The sequence below is a fragment of the Micromonospora sp. ANENR4 genome (assembly GCF_015354395.1).
GTDB classification, from domain to species: Bacteria; Actinomycetota; Actinomycetes; order Mycobacteriales; family Micromonosporaceae; genus Micromonospora; species Micromonospora aurantiaca.
On record NZ_JADKYQ010000001.1, the window covers coordinates 25,832 to 50,085 of the forward strand.

Consider the following 24,254-nt stretch of genomic DNA (forward strand, 5'->3'; position numbering starts at 1 on the left):
TACGCTGGATGACCGGTGACCTGCCCGGCCCGGCGCGGGGACATCCGGCGACCGTCGAAGGGAAGACGATGAGCAACCAGCCCGGCAGCTCCACGGCCGCGGAGACGGATCAGCCCGAGGCCGTCGGGCCGACCACGGGCGACGGGGCCACCGTCGAGACGTCCTCCGTCAAGGCGTCCCCCGTCAAGGCGTCCTCCGGAGAGACACCGTTGGCCGAGGCACCGGCGGGAGAGACACCGGCGAGCGAGGCTCCGACGGGCGAGGCTCCGACGGGCGAGGACGCAGTCGGACCCGCGCATGGGGACGAGGGCACTGTCACCGGCGGACGGCCGGAGTTCGCGCCGGGCGCGGTCGTGCTCGCCCTGCTCTCGGTCGGGTGGCTGGCCGCCATGCTCTGGTCCACCCGCGAGGCGATCCACTCCACGGCGGCCGGCGTCACCGCGATCAGCCTCTCCGCGTACGCGCTGCCAGGCGTCATCACCGCCGCGCTGGTCACCGGCGCCACAATGGCCCTGCTCGCGACGAACCGGCTGGGCCGCGCCACGCTGCGCTTCCTGACCGCCGTCGGCACCAGCCTCCTGGTCGGGCTCGTCACCGCGGTGGCGATCAACCTGACGTACGCGGACAACGCCACCACGAACACCATCGCCGGCACCGCGGCGGCGGCAGCGATCATCGGCGGGGCGACGGCCGGCGCGCGCCAGGCCCGGGTGGTGGGGGCGATCACGCTCGCCACGCTCACCGCGCAGATCTTCGTGGTGCTGTTCAGCCGCGTCCGCGATCCGCTCTCCGACCTGTTCGGCGCCGGGGAGACCCAGCAGTCGGTGCTCGACGCCGCGAAGTGGGTCTCGCGTACCGAATCGCTGCTCGCCGGGCTGCTGGCCGGCCTGGCCGCGTACCTCTATCTGACCTGGTCCCGGCGCCGGGCGGAACGCCGCGACGGCGCGGCGTCGCCGCTGCGCTGGCCGGCCTACCTGGTGGCCGGGGCGGGCGCGGGCCTGCTCCTGCTGCTCACCGAGGTGATCATCCGGGTCGGCGGCCGTGGGCTGCTCGACCTGGCCGCCGCGCTCAGCGAGGCCGACGAGGTGGCGCAGACCGCGCTGGGCACCTCGCGGGTCGACAACGGGATCTGGGTGCTCTTCGTCGGCGCGCTGACCACGCTCATCGTCTTCGGGCGCACGCTCGGGCCGCGCCCGGTGGACGACGACGAGGACGAGCCCGCGGCCTGAACCGGCCCGGTCAGCCCGCCTCGCGCAGGAGCAGGTCCAGCTCGGTCACGTCGTACCACTCCAGTTCGTGGTCCTCGGCGCCGTCGACGGTGAACTGGGCGTCCGGGTCGCCGGCTTGGGCCTCCACCACCACGTCGACGGCGGCTGCCACGTCCTCGACCGCGTCCGCGCCGTCCACGTGCAGCGCGGCGACCGACTTCACCGGCACCGGCCCGGCCGGCCGGACCACGCTCGACCCCAGCTCACCGCCGACCCGGTCGACCGCACGGGCCGGCAGGTCGGCCGAGACCACCACCCGTCGCCGGGGCGCGGCGGGGTCGTGCCGGAGCAGGAGCAGCGCGTCCTGAGCGGCCCGGGTGAAGGCCACGTACTCCAGCTCCTCCTCGTCGCCCTCGGCGTACCACTCACGCAGCTCCGGGGTCACGGCGTGCGCCGCCTCGGCGCTCAGCCCCTCCTCCCGCAGCCGGGCGAGCATGGGAACGGTCGCCGGCAGGTACACCCGGACAAGCTCGTCGGTCACCGGTCACTCCCACACTCAGGCCGATCGTCGGCGGACGCCGACTCCGGGCGCCGATCATGCCGTACGCCGAGACCGTCATACACCCGGCACCGGCGCGGGTGAAGTCTCCCGCCGGTGTGTCTCCCGAACGGGAGCGCGGCGATGTCACCTGGTGATGGCAAACTGAAGCAAACGCAACCAACCCCGGGAGTCACACCGTGGAGTCGAGGTTCCTGCTGCTGTCCGACGTCGCCGCCGAGCTGAACGTGTCGGACTCGCAGGTCTACCACATGGTCCGCAGCGGCGAACTGCCCGCGATCAAGATCGGTGGCCGGGGTCAGTGGCGGGTCGAGCGCGCCCGGCTGGAGGAATACATCGAGCGCAAGTACGCCGAGACGGCCGAATGGGTACGCGGCAACCCGCTCGGCGAGCGCGACGAGGAGTGACCGCCCAGGGACCGCCTGCCATTGACGGCGGTCGTCCGCGTCCGGGAAGATAAGAGCCTGTCGGAGGCAAACGAAGGCAAACGCAAGGATTCGAGATGGTCGACACCCGCCGTCCCAGCGCACCCCGCCCGCCGGTCCGTCTCCGGCCCGCCCCGCCGCTCGACCCGCCGTGCACCGACGAGGAACCGCTCTGGAGTCCCGTCGGTCAGCTCACGCTCGACCTGGCCGACCCGCGCCGCCGTTCCGCCGCACGCCCCGCCGGCCGCGCCCCCGACCCGGCACCCGCCTGGCCCCGCTGGTCCGGTGCGCAGGCGTCAGCCCTCACCTCCGCCACACCCGAGGGAGCGCGGGCCGCGCACCTGTTCGTGCGCACCTTCCTGGAGATCGTCAACGGCTTCCGGCCGCCCGGCCAGCTCCGGCCGCTCTGCGTGCCCGAGTCGGCCGGCCCGGTGGCCGCCGAGCTGACCCGTGCGGCCCGCCGGGTGACACCGGCCCGCCGCCGTACCGCCCGGCCGGCCCTGCTCCTGCGGCGCCTGCGGGTCTGCGAGCCCCGCGCGGGTGCGGTCGAGGCCACCGCCGTGTTCGCCGGCGCCGGCGGCGCGAGCTGGGCCGTCGCGATACGCCTGGAACGCCGCCGAGGCACCTGGTTGTGCCTCGTCCTCGACGTCCTCTGAGCGGGGCCATCGCCTCCCCGACCCGGTTCGCCGCGCCGCGGCCATCCGCGCCGATCTGCGAGCGGGCGCAGCCAACCAGCTCCCAGCTCCCAGCTCCCAGCTCCCAGCTCCCAGCTCCCAGCTCCCAGCTCCCAGCTCCCAGCTCCCAGCTCCCAGCTCCCAGCTCCCAGCTCCCAGCTCCCAGCTCCCAGCGGAGATCTTGGTACCAAACGGCCCTCATAGGGGCCCTTTCCTACCAAGATCTCCACCGCTCCCACCAGCCGGAACGCCAATCTCGCCTAACGGGAGGCTCGCCGCAGCAACCCGGCGAACGAGGCTCTCCGGCCCACGCCCGCGCCTCCACCGACGCCGATCTTGCACTTTCCGCCCCCCGATACCGGCATGAATCGGGCACAACGAGGGCCGAAACTGCAAGATCGCGGGGCGGGTAGGGCGGGCGCGGGGCGGGTAGGGCGGGCGGGGACGGGGACGGGGACGGGCCCCGGCCTTGGTGGCCGGGGCCCGTCGGGGCGCGTGTTCGGGATCAGTTGCCGCCGTTGGGCGAGCCGTGGCAGCGCTTGTACTTGCGGCCGGAGCCACACGGGCAGGGCGCGTTCCGGGACGGGCCCTCGCCGCCGTCGACCTGACCGGGAGCGGCCCGCCGGGCGGTGCTGGCGGCCACAGCCTGGCCGCTCGCACCGGCCGGAGCACGGCGCGGCGTGGTGGCGGCCGGGCGCTCCGAGGACTGCTGGCCGATGCCGAGCGCCGGCGCCTGCTGCTCGGGCCGCTCGATCACCGGAGCGCCCCGGCCGGCCTCGCCGTCCACGGCGGGCGCCGAGTATTGCAGGCCCTGCTGCTGCGGCGCGCGGTTGAGACCCTTGGCCCGGATCTCCACCGGCTTGTCCAGCAGCTGCACCTCCTCGGCCTCCGGCTCCGCCTCCTCGACCTGGACGTCCAGGTTGTAGAGGAAGCCGACCGTCTCCTCCTTGATGCCGTCCATCATGGAGGCGAACATGTCGAAGCCCTCGCGCTGGTACTCGATGACCGGGTCGCGCTGGGCGTACGCCCGCAGGCTGATGCCCTCCTGGAGGTAGTCCATCTCGTAGAGGTGCTCGCGCCACTTACGGTCGATCACCTGAAGCAGGACCATGCGCTCGAGCTGGCGGACCGCCTCCTCGCCGAGGTTCTCCTCGCGCCTGTCGTACGCGGCGTGCGCGTCCTCCTTGAGGCGGGCGAGCAGGAAGTCCTGGTCGATGCCGGAGCGGGAACCGACCTCCTCCTCCAGCTCCTCGATGGTGATCCCCACCGGGTAGAGCTGCTTCAGGCTCGACCAGAGCTGGTCGAGGTCCCAGTCCTCGGCGTAGCCGTCGCTCGTCGCGCCGACCACGTACGCGGTCACCACGTCGTCGATCATGTTGCGAACCTGGTCGGACAGGTCCTCGCCGTTGAGCACCCGGAGGCGCTCGGCGTAGATCACCTGGCGCTGCTTGTTCAGCACCTCGTCGTACTTGAGGACGTTCTTGCGGATCTCGGCGTTCTGGCCCTCGATCTGGGCCTGGGCGCTCCTGATCTGGCGGGTGACCATCTTCGACTCGATGGGCACGTCCTCCGGGATGTTGAAGCGGTCCATCACCGCCTCGACCGCGCCGGCCCGGAAGCGCTTCATCAGCTCGTCCTGGAGCGACAGGTAGAAGCGGGACTCGCCCGGGTCACCCTGCCGGCCGGCGCGACCGCGGAGCTGGTTGTCGATCCGGCGGGACTCGTGCCGCTCGGTGCCCAGCACGTAGAGCCCACCGGCGGCGGCCACCTCCTCCGCCTCGACGTCGCACGCCTGCTTCCAGGTCGGGAGGATCTCCTCCATCGCCTTGGCGTACTCCTCCGGCTGCTCGACCGGGTCGAGCCCGCGCTGGCGCAGCTCGTTCGCGGCGAGGAACTCGGGGTTGCCGCCGAGCAGGATGTCCGTACCGCGGCCGGCCATGTTCGTCGCGACGGTGACCGCGCCCTTGCGCCCGGCCTGCGCGACGATCTCCGCTTCCTTGGCGTGGAACTTCGCGTTCAGCACCGAGTGCGGGATGCCGCGGCGGCGCAGCATGTGCGACAGGATCTCGGAGTTCTCCACCGAGACGGTGCCGACCAGCACCGGCTGGCCCTGCTCGTGCCGCTCGGCGATGTCCTCGACGACGGCGTTGAACTTGGCCTTCTCGGTCTTGTAGATGACGTCGGGCCGGTCGAGCCGGACCATCGGCCGGTGCGTCGGGATGGTCACGACACCGACCTTGTAGACCTTGTTGAACTCGCCCGCCTCGGTCTGGGCGGTACCGGTCATGCCGGAGAGCTTCTCGTAGAGGCGGAAGTAGTTCTGGAGGGTGATGGTGGCCAGGGTCTGGTTCTCCTGCTTGATCTCCACCCCCTCCTTGGCCTCGATCGCCTGGTGCATGCCCTCGTTGTAGCGGCGGCCGTGCAGGATGCGGCCGGTGAACTCGTCGACGATCAGGACCTCACCGTCGTTGACGATGTAGTCCTTGTCGCGCTTGTAGAGCTCCTTGGCCTTGATCGCGTTGTTCAGGTAGCCGACCAGCGGGGTGTTCACCGACTCGTAGAGGTTGTCGATGCCCAGGCGGTCCTCCACCTTGGCCACGCCGCGCTCGGTGATGGCGATGGTGCGCTTGGCGTAGTCGACCTCGTAGTCGCCCTCGCCGTCGGTGCCGGGCTGGAGCCGGGCCACCACCGTGGCGAACTCCTGGTACCACCGGGCGGAGTGCTCGGCCGGACCGGAGATGATCAGCGGGGTACGCGCCTCGTCGATCAGGATCGAGTCGACCTCGTCGACCACGGCGAAGAAGTGGCCGCGCTGGACCAGTTCGTCCTTCGACCAGGCCATGTTGTCGCGCAGGTAGTCGAAGCCGAACTCGTTGTTGGTGCCGTAGGTGACGTCGCACTCGTAGGCCGCGCGGTGCTCGCTGGCGGGCCGGTTCGGCAGCACCACGCCGACGCGCAGGCCGAGGAACTCGTGGACGCGGCCCATCCAGGCGGCGTCGCGCTCGGCCAGGTAGTCGTTCACCGTGATCACGTGCACGCCCTTGCCGGCGAGCGCGTTCAGGTAGACCGGCATGACCGAGGTGAGCGTCTTTCCCTCACCGGTCTTCATCTCGGCGATGTTGCCGAAGTGCAGCGCCGCGCCACCCATCACCTGGACGTCGTAGGGGCGCTGGCCGAGGACCCGCGAGGCGGCCTCGCGGCACACCGCGAACGCCTCGGGCAGCAGGTCGTCGAGGGTCTCGCCATCCTCGAGCCGCTCCTTGAACTGCTCGGTCATGCCGCTCAGCTCGTCGTCGCTGAGGTTGACGTAGTCGTCCTCGATCGAGTTTACGGCGGCAGCGATGGCCTTCAGCCGACGCACCATGCGGCCCTCGCCGGCGCGAAGGAACTTTTCCAGAATCGACACGGATCAACGCTCCCCTAGACGGTCTCGAACCATCGTAGGCGCTCCGAGGCGACGATGGTCACTGGTGGCGGCGGTCCGGGCTCCGGAACCCGACATAACGCCGCGACCGTGCGCCACCGGCCGCTAATCGGGTTACGCCGTGCGCGAACGATCCGGCACGATGGCTCGAATGGAGCCTGTGGAGATCATCGAGGACGGCCTGCTGCTGCGCCCGTGGCGCGCGGAGGACGCCGACGCGGTGCACCGTGCCTGCCAGGATCCGGACATCCAGCGCTGGACCACCGTACCTCGCCCGTACCTGCCGGAGCACGCGACGGAGTACGTCACCACGATCAGCGCCACCGCCTGGGCCGGGGGCACCGCTGCGCTCTTCGCGGTCTGCGACGCCGGCACCGGTGAGCTGCTCGCCTCGTTCGGCCTGGTCTCCGTCGACCGCGCGCGGGACTCGGCCGAGGTGGGCTACTGGACCGCGCCGTGGGCCCGGGGCCGGGGCGTCGCGGTCCGCGCCACCCGCGCGCTCGCCCGCTGGGCGTTCGACGCGCTCAAGCTGCGCCGGCTCACCTGGCAGGCCGAGATCGGCAACCACGCCTCCCGGCTGGTCGCGTTGCGCGCCGGCTTCCGGATCGAGGGTGAGCTGCGACTGGCCGACCCCAGCCCCGGCGGCCGGACCGAGGGCTGGATCGGCTCGCTGCTCCCCGGCGAGGTCGCCGCCGCCGGCGACCCGGTCCCCTACGGCCCGGACACGCTCCAGGCCCGCCGCGCGGCGGTCTTCGGCCGGCCGCAGCCGGTCCTGTTCGCCACCGCCGGCGACACCGAGCTGCGGCTGCGCGCGCTGGAGGAACGCGACCTGGCCGCGGTGACCCGCACCTGTCAGGACGAGCAGACGATCCGCTGGACCACGGTGCCGCACCCGTACCGGCCGGAGCACGCCGAGGGCTTCCTGCGCGACCTGGTGCGCCCGGCCTGGGCGCGGGGCACAGCGGTGACGTTCGCCGTGGCCGACCCGGACGACGAGTACGTCGCCTCGATCGACCTGCGCCTGCTGCCGAACGACCCGCTGGTGGCCGACGTGGGCTACATGACAGCGCCGCACGCGCGCGGCCGGGGCTACCTGCCGGCCGCGCTCGCCGCGGTGTGCACCTGGGGCTTCACCACGCTCGGCCTGGCCCGGATCGAGTGGCGGGCGAACGTGGGCAACACCGCCTCGCGGCGGGCCGCCGAGAAGGCCGGCTTCACCGTCGAGGGCACGCTGCGCGGCGGCGTCCAGCACCGCGGCGAGCGGCAGGACGTCTGGATCGGCGGCCTGCTGCCGGGCGACCTGGCGTGACCCCGGAGACGATCGAGGGGCACGGCGTACGGCTGCGGCCGTGCCACCTCGCGGACGTACCGGACATGGTGGCCGGGTGCACCGACCCGGAGATCCGCCGGTTCATGCCCCTGCTGCCCGACCCCTACGACGAAGACGCCGCCCGCTGGTGGATCGACGAGGGCGCGCCCGCGGCGTGGGCAGCCGGCGGGGCCGCGTACACGATCGCCGACCCGGCCACCGACCGGCTGCTCGGCAGCATCGGGCTGACCCGGCTCAGCGCGGAGCGGTCGACGTACGAGATCGGTTACTGGGTGGGAGCGGCGGCGCGCGGCCGGGGCGTGGCCACCGCCGCCACCCGGCTGCTGACCGGGCGGGCGTTCGCCGCCGGCGCGGCCCGGCTGGAGCTGCTCACCCGGACGGAGAACGTGGCGAGCCAGCGCATCGCCCTGGCCTGTGGTTACCGGCACGAGGGCGTACGCCGGGCGGCCGGCGCGGACGGCGACGGCGTACGTCAGGATCTGATCGCCTGGGTGCGGCTGGCCGACGACCCGCCCGGGCCGGTCGCCCGCCTCCTGCCGGACCTGCCGGACGGCCGGCTCACCGACGGCGTGGTGACGCTGCGCCCGGTGGAGCCGGCGGACACTGACGCGCTGTACCGGCTGCACTCGCTGCCGGAGGTGGTGGCGAACCGGGTGCCGCCGGTGGCGCCGGAGCGGGCGGCGCTCGCGCGCCGCTGCCGGCTGGCGGCGAGCCGCTGGCTCGCGGGCGAGGCCGCCGACCTGGCGATCCTCGACGCGGCCACCGGCGCCGTCGTCGGTGGGTGCGCGCTGTTCTACGACGAGCCGGCCACCGGGCAGGCCATGCTCGGCTACAGCCTGCTGCCCGAGGCGCGCGGGCGCGGGCTGGCGGCCCGGACGGTACGGCTGGTCGCCGGGTGGGCGTTCGGCGTCGGGGTGGCCCGGCTGTGGGCCGGCACCCGGCCGGACAACATCGCCTCGCAGCGGGTGCTGGAACGGGCCGGCTTCCGGCGGGAGGGGCTGTTGCGGGGCCGGCTGCCCGGCCCGGACGGCGTCCGTGTCGACTCGGTGGTCTACGGCCGGCTCGCCACCGACGAGAACTGAGGACGGGCCCCGCGCGGGGCCCGTCCTGACCGGTCAAGGGGTCACGTGTCGAGCTGGATGATCCCGTAGTCGTACGCGTGCCGCCGGTAGACCACGCTCGGGCGGCCGGACTCCTTGTCCTGGAACAGGTAGAAGTCGTGGCCGACCAGTTCCATCTGGAACAGCGCGTCGTCGACGGTCATCGGTTCGGCGGGGTGGACCTTCGCCCGGGCGATGTGCCACGGCTGGTCGTCGGGTTCGGTGTAGCCGCTCTCGTCGGGGCGCTCGGCGACCGCGGTGGCGGTGCCGTGGCCGTCGAGCGCCGCCAGGCCGGGACCGTCGAGGTCGGCCACTGGCAGGCCGGCGGTCGCGGCGGCCACGGAGATCGGCGCGTGCCGCCCGCGGTGTACCCGGCGACGGTCCGCCGCGCGGCGGAATCGCGTGTCCAGCTTGGCGATGGCGGCGTCGAGCGCGCTGTAGAAGTCGTTCGTGCAGGCCTCGGCCCGGATCACCGGGCCGCGCGTCACGCACGTGATCTCCACCCGCTGGCAGGTGTCCGCCTGGCGTGGATTGCGCTCGTGGAACAACTCGACGTCCACGCGAATGAGCTTCTGGTCGTAGCGTTCGATCTTCGCGAGCTTCTCGGCTACGTGCACCCGGTAATGGCCCGGCACTTCGACGTTACGGCCCTTGACCACGATGTCCACGTGACCTCCCTTGTTCGGACGGTCGTTCGGTCCGGATCAGATCCGGTCGACGCGCCGGGAGGGCCCCGCTCGGCGTCGACCGGTGTTGTTCGGCTACGCCTCCTTCCAGTGCCGGGGGAAGGTTTGACCCTCACTACCCCCGACACCGAAACGCTAACTCCTGTACGGCCACCCGTCACCCCTGGTTGCCGAAGGCGGTCGCGAAATTTAACAGCTCATACACCAAGGGGTGAAACGGATACACGAAGCGTCACCGACGGTGCCGCTTTTGCGTTGCGGCGAGCACGGCCGCGGCCTTTGGCGTCATTCCCGCGCGGTGCAACATCCGGCTCACAGCCGCGAGCGTGGCGCCGGTGGTGACGATGTCGTCGAGCAGCACGACGGTCTCCCCCGGCCGCTGTCCGGCCGGCGGGCGGCGCAACCGGAACGCCGCCTCGGCGGCGGCGGCCCGTCCGGCGCTGTCCAGTGCCACCGAGTCGGTCCGGGGCAGTGCCCGCAGCGGGCGCAGCACGCGTACCGGCCAGCCGGCCGCGCGCAGGCGGGCCGCGGCCGGGCGGACCAGCCGGTCCAGGTGGTCGCCGTAGCGGGCCCGGGCCGCGCGGGCGGTGTCGGGCACCGCCACCAGCGTCACCGGGCCGGGCGGCCCCGCGGCCGCCGCGACCACCTCGGCCAGCAGCGCGCCAAGCGGCCGGGCCAGCCCGTGCCGGCCGCGTTCCTTGTACGCCAGCAGCCCTTCGCGCAGCGCGCCGCCGTACGGGCCGAGCGCGACGCAGGGCGGCAGGCCGGGCGGGGCCGGATCGGGCCTCGTCGGGGCGGGACGCAGCGACTCCAGCTCCCGTACGCAGCCGCCGCAGAAGCCGTGCCGCAGCCGTACCGAGCCCGCGCCGCAGCCGGCGCACCCGGCGGGCAGCACCAGGTCGGTCAGGTCCGACCAGAGCCCGCCCAGGTCACGCACGCGCGGCTCAGTAGAGGAAGAACGGCGCGGTCGGGTTGGTCGCCCGGCTGCCGGCCGGAACGTCGAGCACCTGCTCCCGCTTGACGTAGTCGAACGGGTTGTTCCGCCAGGCCGCGCCGTCCGTCTCGAACATGAACGAGAACGCGGCCAGGCCGCGGTCGCCGCCGCCCGGATATCCGGCGAGCTGGGTCACCGGGGCGCCGATCTCCACCGTCAGCGGGGTCTCCCAGGCGCCGTCCACGCTGACCTGGTGGATCGCCGAGCGCCGGTCCGCCTCGTTGCCGGCCAGCGCCAGCTCGTTCTCCGCCACCCAGTCCACCACCGTCACGCCGGTGAGCAGCGTGGTGACCCGGCGGAGCTGTCCGAGGCTGGCCCCGCCACCGTCGGCGCTCACCGCGGCGACGAAGACCGCGCCGCCGGAGACCAGCGCGATCCGGTGCCCGTCGAGGGAACCGGCGACCGCCGTCACCGGCCCGGGGACGGACAGCGGGATCTCGCTCATCCGGCCCGTGCCGTCGAACCGGTAGAGCCGCCCGTCGGCCGCCACCAGACCCGCCGGGCGGGTCTTGTTCAGCGAGCGCAGCCAGGTGGGACGGCTCATCGCCCGGAACGTCCGGTCGCTGGGGCTGAGTGTCGCGACCGGTTCCGGGCCGGTGCCCACCTTGAGCCGCCTGCGGTTGTCCGCCCCGGTCACCACGAGTGCGGCGAGCACCTGGTCGTCGGCGCGGGCGAGTGACGCGGACACCACGTTGCGGTTCTCTGCGGGCGGCAGCGGCGCGGCGGCCCGCGACTCGGTGCCGAACGCCAGGGGACGGACGGCGCCGTCGTAGACGGCGTACCGCATCGGGTCGCCGCCCCGGGGATAGGCGGCGGTCGAGACCCGCTCCCGCCGCAGGTCGACGGTGAGCCGCTTCTGGTTCTGGATCTTCAGGTCGACCTGGCCGTCCAGGTCCGACAGCGACCACGCCAGCTGGGTGCCGAGCCGGGTCAGCCGCTGCTCGTTGGCGCCCGGCATGTTGAGGTTGATCTCCCAGTGGCCGTCCGTGCCGGTCGCGTTGTTGATCAGCTGGGTGCCGTCGGGCAGCCCGGTCACGGCGGGGGACAGCCAGTCCGACGGGCGGTCGGCCAGCCACTTCATCACCTCGGTGATCCGGCGCTCGGTCGGCGCCGACGAGGGCAGGTAGCGCTGGTCCGGCACCAGCCGGGTCAGGTCGGGGTTCCAGAAGTAGACGGTGCGGGGGCGGTAGTACTCGCGCACCGCAGAGTCGCTGACCAGCAGCATGTTCGGCAGCTCGGTGATCAGCAGGCCGGTGCCGGCCGGCTCGGCCCGGCGCAGCTCGAAGACGTACTGCGTCTCGCTGGCCACCGGCGGGCCGAGCGTGCCGTCGGCGCGCAGCACGCCCACCTGCTGCACCTTGAGCGTCACGGTGCTGGTGCCCTGGTTGTTCGGCGGCGTGCTCTCCGGCTTCTCCCGCAGCCGCACCACCGTCAGCTCGATCTCGCTGGTCTGCGGCTTGCCGGAAAGCAGGTCGCGGGCCTCCGCGGCGAGGAACTTGCGGGCCCGGGCGTACGCCTGGTCGCGTTCCCCGGCCGCGGCGGCCCGCAGGTAGTTCTCCACGAACGGCACCGGCTCGCTGCTGTCCGCCGGTTCGGGCGGCCGGGCCGGGCTGCCGTTGAGCACCCCGGACTCGGCGGCCGGCGCCGAGCCGTCCACCTGCACGTCGGTCTCGTCCGGGATGCCGCATCCGGCGAGCGCGGCCGGCAGCAGCGCGCCGGTCAGCAGCAGGGTCAGGACGCGGCGCCTCACGGCCGCGCCTCCGCGTGGTCGCCACCGGCGGCCGGTCCGGCGGTGAGCGCGGCGACGCCGCCGCCTGGCCCGATGGCGGACAGCTCGCCGTCGCGGGGGCCGCCGAACGGCACCGTGGCGTCGGCCGGCACCAGCCGCAGCGGGCTGGTGGTGAGCCGGTCCCCGGCCCGGGCCGGCAAGGTGAGCCGGAACTGCGCGCCCTGCCCGGGCGCGCCCCACGCCTCCAGCCAGCCGCCGTGCAGGCGGGCGTCCTCCAGGCTGATCGACAGGCCCAGCCCGGTGCCGCCGGTCTGCCGGGCGCGCGACGGATCGGCCCGCCAGAAGCGGTTGAACACCAGCTTCTCCTCCCCCGGCTTGAGGCCGACTCCGTGGTCCCGCACGGTGATCGCCACCGCGCTCCGGTCCTGACCCAGGGTGATCCGTACCGGCTTGGCCTCGCCGTGCTCGACCGCGTTGCCGACCAGGTTGCGCAGCACCCGCTCGACGCGGCGCGGGTCGACCTCGGCGATCACCGGAGTGTCCGGCAGGTCCAGCTCGATGGTCACCCCGACCCGCTCGGCCAGCCCGGCCAGCCGCTCGGTGACCCGGTGCACCACCGGCACCAGGTCGGTCGGCTCGCTGTCCAGCACCGCGAAACCGGCGTCGAACCGGCTGATCTCCAGCAGGTCGGTGAGCAGTTCCTCGAACCGGTCCAGCTCGGCCTGGAGCAGCTCGGCGCTGCGGGCCACCGCCGGGTCGAACTCGTCGCGCTCGGCGAAGATCAGGTCGGCGGCCATCCGGACCGTGGTCAGCGGCGTCCGCAGTTCGTGCGAGACGTCGGAGGTGAACCGGCGTTGCAGCCGGGACATCTCCTCCAGCCGGAGGATCTGCCGTTGCAGGTTCGTCGCCATCTGGTTGAACGAGGCCGCCAGCAGCGCGAGGTCGTCCTCGCCGGAGACCACCATGCGCTGGTCCAGCAGGCCGGCGGAGAGCCGCTGCGCGGTGCGCGCTGCCACCCGTACCGGCGTCACCACCAGGCGGGTGACAAGGGCGGCCAGCAGGCCGAGCAGCAGCACCAGCGCCACGCCGGTGGCGACCACCGTGGCGCGGGCGTCGGCCGCCGTCGCGTCCTGCCGGGCCAGCGGTACGAGGTAGTAGAGCTCGACCTGCCCGAACTTGGTCGGCACCGGGGAGCCGTAGACCAGGTATTTCGTCCGCTCGCCGCCGAGCGAGCCGGTACGGATCTGGTGCGCGACCTTGCCCGAGGCGACAGTGGCCCGCAACTCGTCGCCGATCACCGTGTCCACCGGCACGTCGGGCGTGGTCCGCGGCTCGATGAACTCGGCGAAGTTGTCGGCGGTGATCGCCACCACCACGCCGCTGGTCTGGGTGGGGTCGCCACCGGCCAGGTAGTTGACGGTGCCGTCGATGGTGTTCTGGAGCTGCGCCTCCTGCGGCTGGCTGTAGAGGTTGAACTGCTTGGCCGCGTACTCGCTGCCGTTGCTCAACCGCAGCCGCACGTCGGTCTCGGCGTTCTCCAGCAGGATGCTGGTGATCTTGTCGGCGATCAGATAGGCGAAACCGCCCACAAGCAGACTCGACGCCACAAGCGTGATGGTGACCACACGGACCTGGAGCGACCGCCGCCACGCCTGGTGCACGGCTGCCACCAGCCGGGCGACGCGGCCGGTCAGGGCGAGCCAGAGCGCCCGCACGGCGGAGAGCCGGCGGGGCGCGGGGGTCGGCGACTCGGGCAGCGAGGTCAGCACAGTGCTGACCAGGCTATCCGGTACCCGCCTTGTAGCCCACGCCCCGCACGGTCAGGATGATTTCGGGTCGCTCCGGATCCGGCTCGATCTTGGCGCGCAGCCGCTGCACGTGCACGTTGACCAGGCGGGTGTCCGCCGCGTGGCGGTAACCCCAGACCTGCTCCAGCAGCACCTCGCGGGTGAACACCTGACGCGGCTTGCGGGCGAGCGCGACCAGCAGATCGAACTCCAGCGGCGTCAGCTTCACCTCCTCGCCGTCACGGCTGACCGTGTGGGCCGGCACGTCGATGGTGATCTGGTTGCCGGGCGGGCCGATGGTCAGCATCTCCGGCGCCACGTCCTCGCCCCGGCGCAGCCGGGCCCGCATCCGGGCCACCAGCTCCTTGGGCTTGAACGGCTTCACCACGTAGTCGTCGGCGCCGGACTCCAGCCCGAGCACCACGTCGACGGTGTCGCTCTTGGCGGTCAGCATCACGATCGGCACGCCGGACTCGCCCCGGATGGCGCGGGCCACGTCGATGCCGCTCATGCCCGGCAGCATCAGGTCGAGCAGGACGATGTCGGGTCGGCTGTCGCGGAAGGCGGCCAACGCCCGTTCGCCGTCCGCGACGAAGGACGGCACGAAGCCCTCGCTGCGCAGCACGATGCCGAGCATCTCGGCGAGGGCGGGGTCGTCGTCGACCACGAGTACCCGGGCTCTCATGGGGTTTATCGTTCCATCCCCGTTCGTCTGGAGTGTTCGGCGTCTCCACGGCACCGTAGCGCCGGGCGGCCCCGCGCACCACAGCAAGTCGGCGTGGCCGCCCAGCGTGGCGCGCCGGAGCGGACGGGTCCACCGGATGCGGACCCGCCGTGCAACCATGATCCCCCGGGCGTCGCCCCGCCCGCCACCTCCGCTCGCCCCCGCCCAGGAGTACGCGTGCCCGACGCCGGCCCGACCGCGGTGCTGCCGCGCCGTCCGCTGACCGTCGGCGAGCTGCTCGACGCAGCAGTGCTGCTGCTGCGCGACCAGGCCCGGGTGCTCGTGCCGCTCGCCCTGCTGCTCGCCCTCGCCGAACAGGCGGTGCTCCACCCGCTGCGCATGCTCGCCGAGACCGAACCGCCGTACTGGTGGCCGGTGGAGTTCGGCGACACCCTCCCGGAGTACTGGCTGCTGCTGGCGGCCGGCGCGGGCACCGAGGCGGCGATCGTCGCGCTGCTCGGCGCCCCGGCGGCGCGCGGCGCCGGGGCAGCGCTGCTGGGGCGCCGTCCGCGGCCGGCCGAGTTGCTGCGCGGCGCCCGGCTCGGCGTGGCGCTGCCGGCCGCCGTCCTGGTCGGGCTGACCGTCACGGCCGCCGCTCTGACCGGGCCGGGCTGGTTCCCGGCGTACGCGCTGCTCGGCCTGGTGGTGCCGGTGCTGGTGCTGGACGGGGTGCCGGCGCACCTGGCGCCCTGGCGGGCGGTACGCCTGGCCGGCCGGGTCAGCGCCCGGGGCGCCGCGATCCGGCTGCTGGGCTACCTCGGCTGGTGGCTGATCCGGCTCGGCATCGGGCTGGGCGTATACCAGGGTCTCGGCATGCTGGGCCTGTTCGACGTGTCGGTCTGGGCGCTGCCGTTGACGGTCGCCGCCTTCACCGCTGTCAACGCGCTCGCGTACCCGGCGCTCGCCTGCCTGGACGCGGTGCTGCACCTGGAGACCCGGGTCCGCACCGAAGGGCTGGACATCCGGCTGTCCCGCGCGCCGGCCGGCGTGCCCGAGCCCGTCCTGCTGGCGGCACACCGGTGAGCCGGTGGTGGACCGAGACGGTGGCGGCCCTCGGTGACGTGGTGCCGCTGCCACTGGCCGCTCTGATCCTGCTGGCGGTCGCGCTGCTGGTGGCGCTGGCCTGGCACTTCTTCCCGGCCTGGGTGCCACGCCGGCTGCCCCGGTTCACGCTGCCCCGGCTGCGGCGCCCCCGCCTGCCCCGGCTGCGGCTGCCCCGGTTCCGGCGGCGGCGTGTCCGCCGGCCGCGCACCGATCCGCCGGCCGTCCGCCTGCCCGCGCCCCGGCTGCCGGAACCGGCGGCGGCCGGTCCCGGGCCGGCCGACCGGCTGGCGGCCGAGGGCCGGTACGCCGAGGCGGTCCGGGAACGGCTGCGCGAGATGGTCCGGCTCCTGGTCGTCCGGCAGGTGGTGGAACCCCGCCCCGGGCTCACCGTCGTGGAGCTGACCGAGGCGGCGGCCCGCACCCGGCCGCAGGTCGGGCCGACGCTGCACGCGGCCGGAGCGATCTTCTCCGACCTCTGGTACGCCCAGCGTCCCGCCACCGCCGCGCACGACCGGCGGATGCGTGAACTCGCCACCGACCTGAGTCGCGAGCTGACCGGGGAGGAGCCGCGGTGACCGCCACAGCCGTACCGGAGACCGCGACGGCGGCCGCCGTTGCGTCGCGTCGGCGGCCGTACCGGTTGCTCGTCCCGCTCGGGCTCGCCGTGCTGCTGATCGTGACCACGCTCGTGCTGCACGCGATCGACCGGCCCGACGCCGACGAGCCGGGCTTCCTGTCCCCGGTCGCCACCGACGACGACGGCGCCAGCAGGCTCGCGGAGGCGCTGCGCGCCCAGGGCGTGCCGGTGCGCCGGGAGACGGACCTGACGGCGGCGCTGCGTACCGCCGGGGCCGAGCCGAGCACGCTGTTCGTGCCCGCGCCCGCTCTGGTGCACCCCGACCGGCTCGACGAGCTGACCACCCTGCCGCCGGGTAGCCGGCTGGTGCTGGTCGAGCCGTCCCGGCGGGTGCTCGCCGAACTGGACACTCCGGTCGTGCCGGCCGGCGGGCGCTGGGCCGCCCGGGCGGTGCCGCCGGACGCCGACGGCACGCCGTGCCGGCTGCCCGAGGCGGTACGGGCCGGCACCGCCGCGATCGACCTGCAGCGCTATGACGGGCCGGCCGAGGTCGACCACTGCTACGGCGGCGCGCTGCTGCGCGTCCCCGGCCGGGTCGAGGTGGTGCTGGCCGGCGCGAGCGACCCGTTCCGCAACGACCGGATCGGCGAGTGGGGCAACGAGGCCCTCGCCACCGGCCTGCTCGGCGGCGGACGCCCGCTGGTCTGGCTCGACCTGCCCGAGCCGGTGCCGGCCCCGACCGGCCCGAGCTGGTCCCCGGATCCGGTCACCGACCGGCCCGCACCGGCCGGCAGCGGCCGGTCGGAGCGGCCCGATCCGCCCGACCGCGCCGACCCGCCGCGGGAGAACCCGCTCTGGGGTGCCTTCCCGCTCTGGTTCTGGGCCCTCCTGGTGCAGCTCGCCCTGGCCGGCCTGCTCGTGGTGCTGTGGCGGGCCCGCCGGCTCGGGCCGCCGGTGTCGGAGCCGCTGCCGGTCACCGTCCGGTCCGCCGAGACGGTACGCGGCCGGGCGCGGCTCTACCGCCGGGCGGGCGCCCGGGACACCGTCGCCGCGACGCTGCGCGCCGCCGCCCTGGACCGGCTCGTGACCCGGCTCAACCTGCCCCCGGACACGCCCGACGACGAGGTGGCCGCCCGGGTCGCCGAGCGCGTCGGCGCCGACCCGGAACGGATGGCCGACCTGCTCTACGGCCCCGCCCCGGAGAAGGACCGCGAGCTGCTGGAGCTGGCCCGCGACCTGGACGCCCTGACCCGTACCCTGGCCCCGCATCCGAGCGAAGGAGACACCCGGTGACCGGACCCGTCACGACCACCGCACCGTCCGGCGCCCGCGCCGCCCTGCACCGGCTGCGTGCCGAGGTGGCGAAGGCCGTCGTCGGGCAGGACGCCGTGGTCACCGGCCTGGTGATCGCGTTGCTCTGCCGGGGGCACGTGCTGCTGGAGGGCGTACCGGGGGTGGCCAAGACGCTGCTGGTCCGGACGCTTGCCGCCGCGCTCGACCTGGACGCCAAGCGGGTGCAGTTCACCCCCGACCTGATGCCCGGCGACGTCACCGGCTCGCTGATCTTCGACCAGCGCACCGCCGCGTTCACGTTCCGGGAGGGGCCGGTCTTCACCAACCTGCTGCTCGCCGACGAGATCAACCGGACCCCGCCGAAGACGCAGTCGGCGCTGCTGGAGGTGATGGAGGAGCGACAGGTGTCCGTCGAGGGCGAGCGCCGTCCGCTGCCCGACCCGTTCATCGTCGTGGCCACCCAGAACCCGGTCGAGTACGAGGGCACCTACCCGCTGCCCGAGGCGCAGCTCGACCGCTTCCTGCTCAAGCTGACGGTGCCGCTGCCGGAGCGCGAGGAGGAACTGGGCGTGCTGCGCGCACACCACGCCGGTTTCGACCCGCGCGACCTGCGTGCCGCCGGCGTACGCCCGGTCGCGGGTTCCGCGGACCTGGCCGCCGCCCGCGCGGAGGTGCGGGGGGTGCACGTGGCCGAGCCGGTGCTCGGCTACATCGTGGACCTGTGCCGGGGCACCCGGGCCGCCCCGGCGCTGGAACTGGGCGCGTCCCCGCGTGGTGCCACCGCGCTGCTGAACGCGGCCAAGGCGTGGTCCTGGCTGGCCGGCCGCGACCACGTCACCCCGGACGACGTCAAGGCGGTCGCCCGCCCGACGCTGCGGCACCGGCTGCGCCCGCGCCCGGAGGTGGAGCTGGAGGGCGTCACAGCGGACGCCGTGCTGGACTCGGTGCTGGCCACCGTGCCGACCCCGCGATGACCTGGCGGGCGGGTCTGCTGCTCGGCGTGGGCGCGCTGACCCTGCCGGCCTGGCCGGCGCCGTTCCTCGGCGTCGCCGTACTGACCGCGGCGGTGCTGCTGCTGGTGCTGCTCGACCGGGCGATGGCGGTGCCGCCGGACGCGCTCACGGTGACCCGCTCCGGGGAGCGGACGGTCCGCCTCGGTGGCACCGCGACCGTCACGCTGCACCTGGCCAACCCGACCGCACGCACGCTCTACGCCCAGGTACGCGACGCGTGGGTGCCGTCGGCCGGGGCGCGCCCGGACGTGCCGCCGGACCGCCTGCTCACCGTGCCGCCCGGTGGCGCCGCCACGCTGCCGGTCCGGCTCACCCCGACCCGGCGCGGCGACCGCCCGGCGGTGGCGCTGACCGTACGGTCGCTCGGGCCGATGCGCCTGGGCGCGAGGCAGCACGCCGAGCAGCCCGCGACGCCGCAGTGGACGCTGCGGGTGCTGCCCCGCTTCGACTCCCGCCGGCACCTGCCGGAGAAGCTGTCCCGGCTGCGGGTCATCGACGGCGTGCAGGTGACCCGGGGGCGCGGCCACGGCACCGAGTTCGACACGTTGCGCGAGTACGCGGTGGGCGACGACGTCCGCTCGATCGACTGGCGGGGCAGCGCCCGCCGCGCCGACGTGCTGGTGCGCACCTGGCGCCCGGAACGGGACCGGCGCCTGGTCTGCGTCCTGGACACCGGCCGCACGTCGGCGGTACGCCTCGGTGACGAGCCCCGGCTGGACACCGCCATCGACGCGGCGCTGCTGCTCACCGCGCTGGCCGCCCGCGCCGGTGACCGGGTGGACCTGCTGGCGGCGGACACCGAGATCCGGGCCCGGGTGACCGGCAGCGGCCGCGCGGCACTGCTCGCCCGGCTGGTCGACGCGGTGGCGCCGTTGCAGCCCGCGCTGGTCGAGACCGACTTCGAGCTGATCGCCGCCGAGGTGCTGCGCCGGGAGCGGCAGCGCAGCCTGGTGGTGCTGTTCACCGCGCTGGAGGCGGGCGCGATCGGCGACGGGCTGCTGCCGGTGCTGCCCCGGCTGGCCACCCGGCACCGGGTGGTGCTCGCCGCGGCCGGCGACCCGGTGCTGACCGGGCTCGCCACCGCCACCCCGACCGGCCCGGACGACCCGTACGCGGCCGCGTCGGCGTGGCGGGCGCTGGCCGAGCGGGACCGGGTACGCGCCGCCCTGTCGCGCTACGGCGTGACGGTGGTGGACGTGCCGGGGCACCGGCTCGCCCCGGCCGTCGCCGACACCTATCTGCGGCTCAAGTCCCTCGGCCGGCTCTGACCGCGCGCCGGCCGAGCACCAGCGCGTACGCCAGGAAGGCCAGCCACACCGCGGCGCCCGCTGCCACCCGCAGCGGGATCGGCACCGGCGCCGGGGTCACGAACGCCTCGATCACCGCGGAGACGGCGAAGACGCCGACCAGGCCGGCCGCGACCACGGCGGCGAGCCGTCCCGCCTCGGCGAGAGCCCGGCCGCGTCCGAGGTGCGCGGGCGGGGCGATCCAGGCCCACGCGGTCCGCAGGCCGACCCCGGCGGCGACGAAGATGCCGGTCAGCTCCAGCAGCCCGTGCGGGGTGATCATGCCGAAGAAGACGTCGGCCCGCCCGTAGGCGATCATCACGCCGCCGACCACGCCGATGTTCAGCGCGTTCTGCCACAGCAGCCAGAACACCGGCACCACGAGCACACCGGCGGCCAGGCACTGGGCGGCCAACCAGGCGTTGTGCGTCCACAGGCGGAACGCGAACGTGGGCGCGGAGAACTCGGAGTAGTAGCCGGCGAAACCGGAGTCGACGAGCTGCCGGGCCTCCTCGTCGCCGACGAACGCGGCGGCGGTGTCGGGGTTGCCGGCGACGAACCAGATGAGGAAGACGCTCAGCACGCTGAACGCGGTGGCCACGCCGCACCACCACGGCCACGCCCGGTAGAGCGCGGCGGGCAGGTCGGCGGCCAGGAACCGGCCCACCGCCGCCCACGACGGCCGGGGCCGGCCGGTGACCCGGGCGCGGGCCGCGAGGACCAGGTGGGACAGCCGGTTCACCAGCGCCGGTTCGGGCGCCCGGGCACGCAGCGCGGAGAGGTGCGTGGCGCTGCGCTGGTAGAGCGCCACCAGCTCGTCGACCTCTGCCGCGTCGAGCCGACGCCGCCCGGTCAGGTGTTCCAGCCGCCGCCATTCGGCGCCGTGCTCGGCCACGTACGCGTCGAGATCCACTCACCCTCCCCCGTTCGGCGTCCATGGTGTTCACTGTCGGGGTGCGCGCGCAACCTCCCCCACCGCCCCGTTGGGGCGACGCCGGTCTGGTCAGCGGCGAGGCGGTGGAGCTGGACGTCCGGGTGGCCCGGCTGGGCTCCCGCGTGCTCGCCCTGCTGATCGACGCCGTGATCCAGGTCGCGCTGTTCCTGGTGCTCGGCGCGGTGCTGGCGATGGCGGCGCTCGCGCTGCTCGGTGACTCCCTCGACCTGGCGCTGGCCGGCGCGCTCCAGGTCGTGCTGATGGTGCTGGTCCTGCTCGGTTATCCGGTGACGATGGAACGCTTCGCCGGTGGCCGGACCGTGGGCAAGCTGGCAGTGGGGCTGCGGGTGGTACGCGCCGACGGCGGCCCGGTGGGTGTGGGCCAGTCGCTGACCCGAGCGCTCGTGGGCGTGGCGGTGGAGTGGCCCGGGCTGGTGCTGCCGCTGCTGAGCTGGGTCGCGAGCGTCACGGTGATGCTCACCGACCCGCGCGGTCGCCGGCTGGGTGACCTGGTCGCCGGCACGCTCGTGGTGCACAGCCGGGGCGCCACGCTGTGGCGGCCGCTGCCACCGGCCCCGCCGCCGCTGCTGGCCTGGGCGGCCACCCTCGACCTGACCCGGTTCGACGACGGGCTGGCGCTGGCCGTCCGGCAGTACCTGGACCGGCTCCCCCAGCTGGCCGAGCCGGACCGTTTCCGGCTGGGCCGGGCGCTGTGGGCGGAGGTCGCCGCGGTCACCTCGCCGCCTCCGCCGTGGGCCGCGCCGGACTGGGTCTACCTGTCCGCCGTCCTGGCCGAGCGGGGGCGCCGGGCGGCGCTGCGGCTGGGCCGGGCCCGGGCGGTCGCCGCCACGCTCTGGCCGGAGCTGGTCCCGGCGTCGGCCGCCGTACCGCACGCCGTCGCGCCGGCCGCCCTGCGTCCGGCCGCGCCGGTTGACGGCCGGTTGCGGTCCGCCGTGCCGGACGCCGGCCCCGATCCGGTACGCCGCTGAGCCGGGCTCAGGCGAACAGCGCCCGCCCCCACCAGTCGGCGGCGTCGCTTACGCCGGGCGGGCAGGCGAACAGGCCGCTGGAGACGTGCCGCAGGTATTCGTTCATCGCGTCGTTGCGCGCCAACCGGGTCTGGATCGGCACGAACTGCCGGCGCGGATCCCGCTGGTAGGCGATGAAGAACAGACCGGCGTCGAGCCGGCCCAGCCCGTCCGAGCCGTCCACGAAGTTGTAGCCGCGGCGCAGCAGCCGGGCCCCGCCGTTCGCGTCCGGGTGAGCAAGTCGTACGTGCGCGGTGTCGGCGATGAGCGGCGCCCCGTCGTCGCCCTTCGCGGCGAAGTCCGGCTCGTCGAACTCGTCCCGGCGGCCCAGCGGCGCGCCGCTGCCCTTGGTCCGGCCGACGATCATCTCCTGCTCGGCGAGCGGGCTGCGGTCCCACGTCTCGATCAGCATCCGGATCTTCCGGGTGACCAGGTAGGAGCCGCCGGTCATCCAGTCCGGACCGTCGCCGGGCTGCACCCAGAGCTGGTCGCGGAGCAGGCCGGCGTCCTCGGCCTTGAGGTTGGCGGTGCCGTCCTTGAAGCCGAACAGGTTGCGCGGGGTGGCCTGGTCCCGGGACGTCGACGAGGTACGCCCGAAGCCGAGCTGCGACCAGCGGACGCTCACCACGCCCATGCCGATTCGGGCCAGGTTGCGGATGGCGTGCACCGCCACCTGCGGGTCGTTGGCGCAGGCCTGGACGCAGAGGTCGCCGCCGGACAGCTCCGGCTTGAGCGCGTCCCCGGCGAAGTGCGGCAGGTCGGCGAGCGCGGCCGGGCGGCGCGCGGCGATGCCGAAACGGTCCCGGCCCTGCGCGTCGCGGAACAGCGTCGGCCCGAAGCCCACGGTGAGGGTGAGCTGCGACGGGGGCAGTCCGAGCGCCTCGCCGGTGTCGTCCGGCGGGGCCTCGGGCATGCCGCCGACCGCGCCGATCACCCCGGCGTCCTTGCCGGCGGTCATCCGGGCCGCGGCGGCGGTCCACTCCTGGAGCATGGCGACGAGGCGGTCCCGGTCCTTGGTGACCACGTCGAACGCGACGAAGTGCACCCGGTCCTGGGCCGGGGTGGTGATGCCGGCCTGGTGCTCGCCGAGGAACGGCACCGACCCGGCGGCGGATCCGGTGGCTGATGCCTCGTTCCCGCCGGCGAGCAGCGCGCCCGCGCCACCCGCCACCCCGGCGACGCCTGCCACGCCGACGCCGGCCAGGGTCATCGCCCGGCGCCGGGACAGGCCGCGGCCGGTCCGCTCGCGGTTCGGCTCGCTCGTCGCGTCACCGCCGGCCGGACCGGTCATCGCGCGACTGCCGCCGCGACCTTGCTGACCGGCTCGGCCAGCGCGTTGACCGCGTCCGACAACTCCTTCAGCTCGTCCTTGCCGAGCTGGGTGTGCAGCTTCCAGCCGTCGCCGGCCCGGTGCCTGCCGAGTGTGGTCTCCACGTTCGCGAACTCGCTGTCGAGCTGCTTGACCAGGTCGGGCGCGCGCTGCTCCAGGGCCGGTCGCAGCGCGGCGATGGCCGCCTTGGAGCCCTCCAGGTTGGCGTTGAAGTCCCAGAGGTCGGTGTGCGAGTAGCGCTCCTCCTCGCCGGTGATCTTGCCGCTGGCGACCTCGTCGAGCAGCGCCTTGGCGCCGTTGGCGAGCTGGAGCGGGGTGAGCTTCTCGGCGTCCGCCTTGGCGACGATCGCCTTCACGTCGACCAGCAGCCGGTCGGCGATCGCGCCGTCCTTGCTCACGTCCCCGGTGGTCCAGAGGTCCTTTTCGATCCGGTGGAAGCCGGTGAACTCCATGCCCTCCTCGACCACCTCCTCGCGGCCGTCGATCTTCGGGTCGAGGTCGCCGAAGCTCTCCGCGACCGGCTCGATCCGCTCCCAGTAGGTGCGGGCCACCGGGTACAGCGCCTTGGCCTTCGCCACGTCGTTCGCCTTGACCGCGGCCACGAACTCCTCGGTCTTGGTCAGCAGCGCGGCGGTCTGGCTGCGCACGTACCGCTGGTAGCTCTCGGTGGCCTGGGTCAGCGCGGCGTCGGGGGCGACGGTCGCGGCGGTGCCGGAGACCTTCAGCGCGCCCCGGATGCCCCGGCCGCTCATCCCCGGCTTGCAGGCCGTCTCGTACGTGCCGGCGGTCAGCTCGACCCGCAGCTCGCGGCTGAGCCCGGGGGCGATGTTCTCCACCTCGCCCATCACCCGGTCACCTGCCGCGTAGACGTAGAACTCGTTGACCTTGGAGCCGTTGTTCGTCACCTTGAACGTGACCTGACCGGCGTCGATCTCGGTGTCGCCGACCTCGCAGACGGTGTCGGTGGCCTTGACGGCGATCGGCCCGCCGTTCGTGGCGTCGGCGTCGTCACCGCCCCCGCAGCCGGTCAGTCCGGCGACGGCGAGCAGCCCGGCGGCGGCGGGCGCGACGAGTCGAGTGGTACGCATCGTGCGGGGTCTCCTCGGGAG

Annotated in this window: 21 protein-coding genes; 11 read left to right on the top strand and 10 right to left on the bottom strand. The window is 74.1% G+C overall.

Going from position 1 to position 24,254, the window contains the following annotated elements; genetic code table 11:
- Positions 1–68 precede the first annotated feature (68 nt).
- Positions 69–1,229: a hypothetical protein gene (locus tag IRY44_RS00120; RefSeq protein WP_194798950.1), complete on the top strand. Its 1,161-nt coding sequence runs from the start codon at positions 69–71 to the stop codon at positions 1,227–1,229.
- 10 nt (positions 1,230–1,239) lie between these two features.
- On the opposite strand, the gene IRY44_RS00125 is transcribed toward IRY44_RS00120, so the two are convergent.
- The gene (locus IRY44_RS00125) at positions 1,240–1,749 is read right to left on the bottom strand and encodes a hypothetical protein (protein WP_194798451.1); all 510 of its coding nucleotides are present in this window, start codon (positions 1,747–1,749) and stop codon (positions 1,240–1,242) included.
- Positions 1,750–1,946: 197 nt separating this feature from the next.
- Between IRY44_RS00125 and IRY44_RS00130 the strand changes: the two genes are divergently transcribed.
- Positions 1,947–2,174, top strand: a complete 228-nt coding sequence (locus IRY44_RS00130; protein ID WP_013474124.1) for a helix-turn-helix domain-containing protein — start codon at positions 1,947–1,949, stop codon at positions 2,172–2,174.
- Between the two features lie 95 nt (positions 2,175–2,269).
- On the top strand, positions 2,270–2,848 hold the full coding sequence (locus IRY44_RS00135) for an Rv3235 family protein (RefSeq protein ID WP_194798452.1): 579 nt from the start codon (positions 2,270–2,272) through the stop codon (positions 2,846–2,848).
- A 523-nt stretch (positions 2,849–3,371) separates the two neighbouring features.
- On the opposite strand, the gene secA is transcribed toward IRY44_RS00135, so the two are convergent.
- Positions 3,372–6,272 carry a preprotein translocase subunit SecA gene (gene secA / locus IRY44_RS00140; protein ID WP_194798453.1) on the bottom strand — a complete coding sequence of 967 codons (2,901 nt, stop codon included), beginning with the start codon at positions 6,270–6,272 and terminating at the stop codon, positions 3,372–3,374.
- A gap of 169 nt (positions 6,273–6,441) precedes the next feature.
- On the opposite strand from secA, the gene IRY44_RS00145 reads away from it, so the two are divergent.
- The gene (locus IRY44_RS00145) at positions 6,442–7,599 is read left to right on the top strand and encodes a GNAT family N-acetyltransferase (RefSeq protein WP_194798454.1); all 1,158 of its coding nucleotides are present in this window, start codon (positions 6,442–6,444) and stop codon (positions 7,597–7,599) included.
- Positions 7,596–8,702 carry a GNAT family N-acetyltransferase gene (locus IRY44_RS00150; RefSeq protein ID WP_194798455.1) on the top strand — a complete coding sequence of 369 codons (1,107 nt, stop codon included), beginning with the start codon at positions 7,596–7,598 and terminating at the stop codon, positions 8,700–8,702. The genes IRY44_RS00145 and IRY44_RS00150 overlap by 4 nt, the downstream gene beginning before the upstream one ends.
- 41 nt (positions 8,703–8,743) lie before the next feature.
- Here IRY44_RS00150 and hpf read toward each other — a convergent pair whose 3' ends face one another.
- The 5 genes from hpf to mtrA all read right to left on the bottom strand — a co-directional run bounded on the left by hpf (position 8,744) and on the right by mtrA (position 14,601).
- Positions 8,744–9,388 (bottom strand): ribosome hibernation-promoting factor, HPF/YfiA family, encoded by a 645-nt coding sequence (gene hpf / locus IRY44_RS00155; RefSeq protein WP_194798456.1) that lies wholly within the window; start codon positions 9,386–9,388, stop codon positions 8,744–8,746.
- Between the two features lie 250 nt (positions 9,389–9,638).
- Entirely contained in the window at positions 9,639–10,343 is a 705-nt protein-coding gene (locus IRY44_RS00160) for a ComF family protein (protein WP_194798457.1), read from the bottom strand.
- Positions 10,344–10,350: 7 nt separating this feature from the next.
- Positions 10,351–12,150: an LpqB family beta-propeller domain-containing protein gene (locus IRY44_RS00165; protein ID WP_194798458.1), complete on the bottom strand. Its 1,800-nt coding sequence runs from the start codon at positions 12,148–12,150 to the stop codon at positions 10,351–10,353.
- Positions 12,147–13,898 carry an MtrAB system histidine kinase MtrB gene (mtrB, locus tag IRY44_RS00170; protein WP_194798459.1) on the bottom strand — a complete coding sequence of 584 codons (1,752 nt, stop codon included), beginning with the start codon at positions 13,896–13,898 and terminating at the stop codon, positions 12,147–12,149. The genes IRY44_RS00165 and mtrB overlap by 4 nt, the downstream gene beginning before the upstream one ends.
- 13 nt (positions 13,899–13,911) lie before the next feature.
- Positions 13,912–14,601 (bottom strand): MtrAB system response regulator MtrA, encoded by a 690-nt coding sequence (gene mtrA / locus IRY44_RS00175; RefSeq protein ID WP_088969953.1) that lies wholly within the window; start codon positions 14,599–14,601, stop codon positions 13,912–13,914.
- 216 nt (positions 14,602–14,817) lie between these two features.
- Here mtrA and IRY44_RS00180 point away from each other — a divergent pair, with 216 nt between their 5' ends.
- Genes IRY44_RS00180 through IRY44_RS00200 form a run of 5 tightly spaced genes read left to right on the top strand, consistent with a single transcriptional unit; the run spans position 14,818 to position 19,835 of the window.
- Entirely contained in the window at positions 14,818–15,663 is an 846-nt protein-coding gene (locus tag IRY44_RS00180) for a hypothetical protein (protein ID WP_194798460.1), read from the top strand.
- On the top strand, positions 15,660–16,259 hold the full coding sequence (locus IRY44_RS00185; protein ID WP_194798461.1) for a DUF4129 domain-containing protein: 600 nt from the start codon (positions 15,660–15,662) through the stop codon (positions 16,257–16,259). Before IRY44_RS00180 ends, IRY44_RS00185 begins: the two co-directional genes overlap by 4 nt.
- On the top strand, positions 16,256–17,554 hold the full coding sequence (locus IRY44_RS00190) for a DUF4350 domain-containing protein (RefSeq protein WP_194798462.1): 1,299 nt from the start codon (positions 16,256–16,258) through the stop codon (positions 17,552–17,554). The genes IRY44_RS00185 and IRY44_RS00190 overlap by 4 nt, the downstream gene beginning before the upstream one ends.
- Positions 17,551–18,528: a MoxR family ATPase gene (locus IRY44_RS00195; RefSeq protein WP_194798463.1), complete on the top strand. Its 978-nt coding sequence runs from the start codon at positions 17,551–17,553 to the stop codon at positions 18,526–18,528. Before IRY44_RS00190 ends, IRY44_RS00195 begins: the two co-directional genes overlap by 4 nt.
- Positions 18,525–19,835 (top strand): DUF58 domain-containing protein, encoded by a 1,311-nt coding sequence (locus IRY44_RS00200; protein ID WP_194798464.1) that lies wholly within the window; start codon positions 18,525–18,527, stop codon positions 19,833–19,835. The genes IRY44_RS00195 and IRY44_RS00200 overlap by 4 nt, the downstream gene beginning before the upstream one ends.
- On the opposite strand, the gene IRY44_RS00205 is transcribed toward IRY44_RS00200, so the two are convergent.
- Complete coding sequence (locus IRY44_RS00205; protein WP_194798465.1) at positions 19,813–20,766, bottom strand: stage II sporulation protein M; 954 nt, start codon at positions 20,764–20,766, stop codon at positions 19,813–19,815. The genes IRY44_RS00200 and IRY44_RS00205 overlap by 23 nt on opposite strands.
- 41 nt (positions 20,767–20,807) lie before the next feature.
- Between IRY44_RS00205 and IRY44_RS00210 the strand changes: the two genes are divergently transcribed.
- Positions 20,808–21,776 (top strand): RDD family protein, encoded by a 969-nt coding sequence (locus IRY44_RS00210; RefSeq protein WP_269696170.1) that lies wholly within the window; start codon positions 20,808–20,810, stop codon positions 21,774–21,776.
- 7 nt (positions 21,777–21,783) lie between these two features.
- On the opposite strand, the gene efeB is transcribed toward IRY44_RS00210, so the two are convergent.
- The gene (gene efeB / locus IRY44_RS00215; RefSeq protein WP_194798467.1) at positions 21,784–23,106 is read right to left on the bottom strand and encodes an iron uptake transporter deferrochelatase/peroxidase subunit; all 1,323 of its coding nucleotides are present in this window, start codon (positions 23,104–23,106) and stop codon (positions 21,784–21,786) included.
- Positions 23,103–24,233 (bottom strand): iron uptake system protein EfeO, encoded by a 1,131-nt coding sequence (efeO, locus tag IRY44_RS00220; protein ID WP_194798468.1) that lies wholly within the window; start codon positions 24,231–24,233, stop codon positions 23,103–23,105. Before efeO ends, efeB begins: the two co-directional genes overlap by 4 nt.
- Between the last annotated feature and the right edge of the window lie 21 nt (positions 24,234–24,254).

Bases quoted from the DNA above. Each gene is read 5' to 3' on its own strand.
- mtrA (WP_088969953.1), bottom strand. From the start codon at position 14,601: ATGAGAGCCCGGGTACTCGTGGTCGACGACGACCCCGCCCTCGCCGAG.
- IRY44_RS00120 (WP_194798950.1), top strand. From the start codon at position 69: ATGAGCAACCAGCCCGGCAGCTCCACGGCCGCGGAGACGGATCAGCCC.
- efeB (WP_194798467.1), bottom strand. From the start codon at position 23,106: ATGACCGGTCCGGCCGGCGGTGACGCGACGAGCGAGCCGAACCGCGAG.
- IRY44_RS00200 (WP_194798464.1), top strand. From the start codon at position 18,525: ATGACCTGGCGGGCGGGTCTGCTGCTCGGCGTGGGCGCGCTGACCCTG.
- IRY44_RS00145 (WP_194798454.1), top strand. From the start codon at position 6,442: ATGGAGCCTGTGGAGATCATCGAGGACGGCCTGCTGCTGCGCCCGTGG.
- IRY44_RS00135 (WP_194798452.1), top strand. From the start codon at position 2,270: ATGGTCGACACCCGCCGTCCCAGCGCACCCCGCCCGCCGGTCCGTCTC.
- efeO (WP_194798468.1), bottom strand. From the start codon at position 24,233: ATGCGTACCACTCGACTCGTCGCGCCCGCCGCCGCCGGGCTGCTCGCC.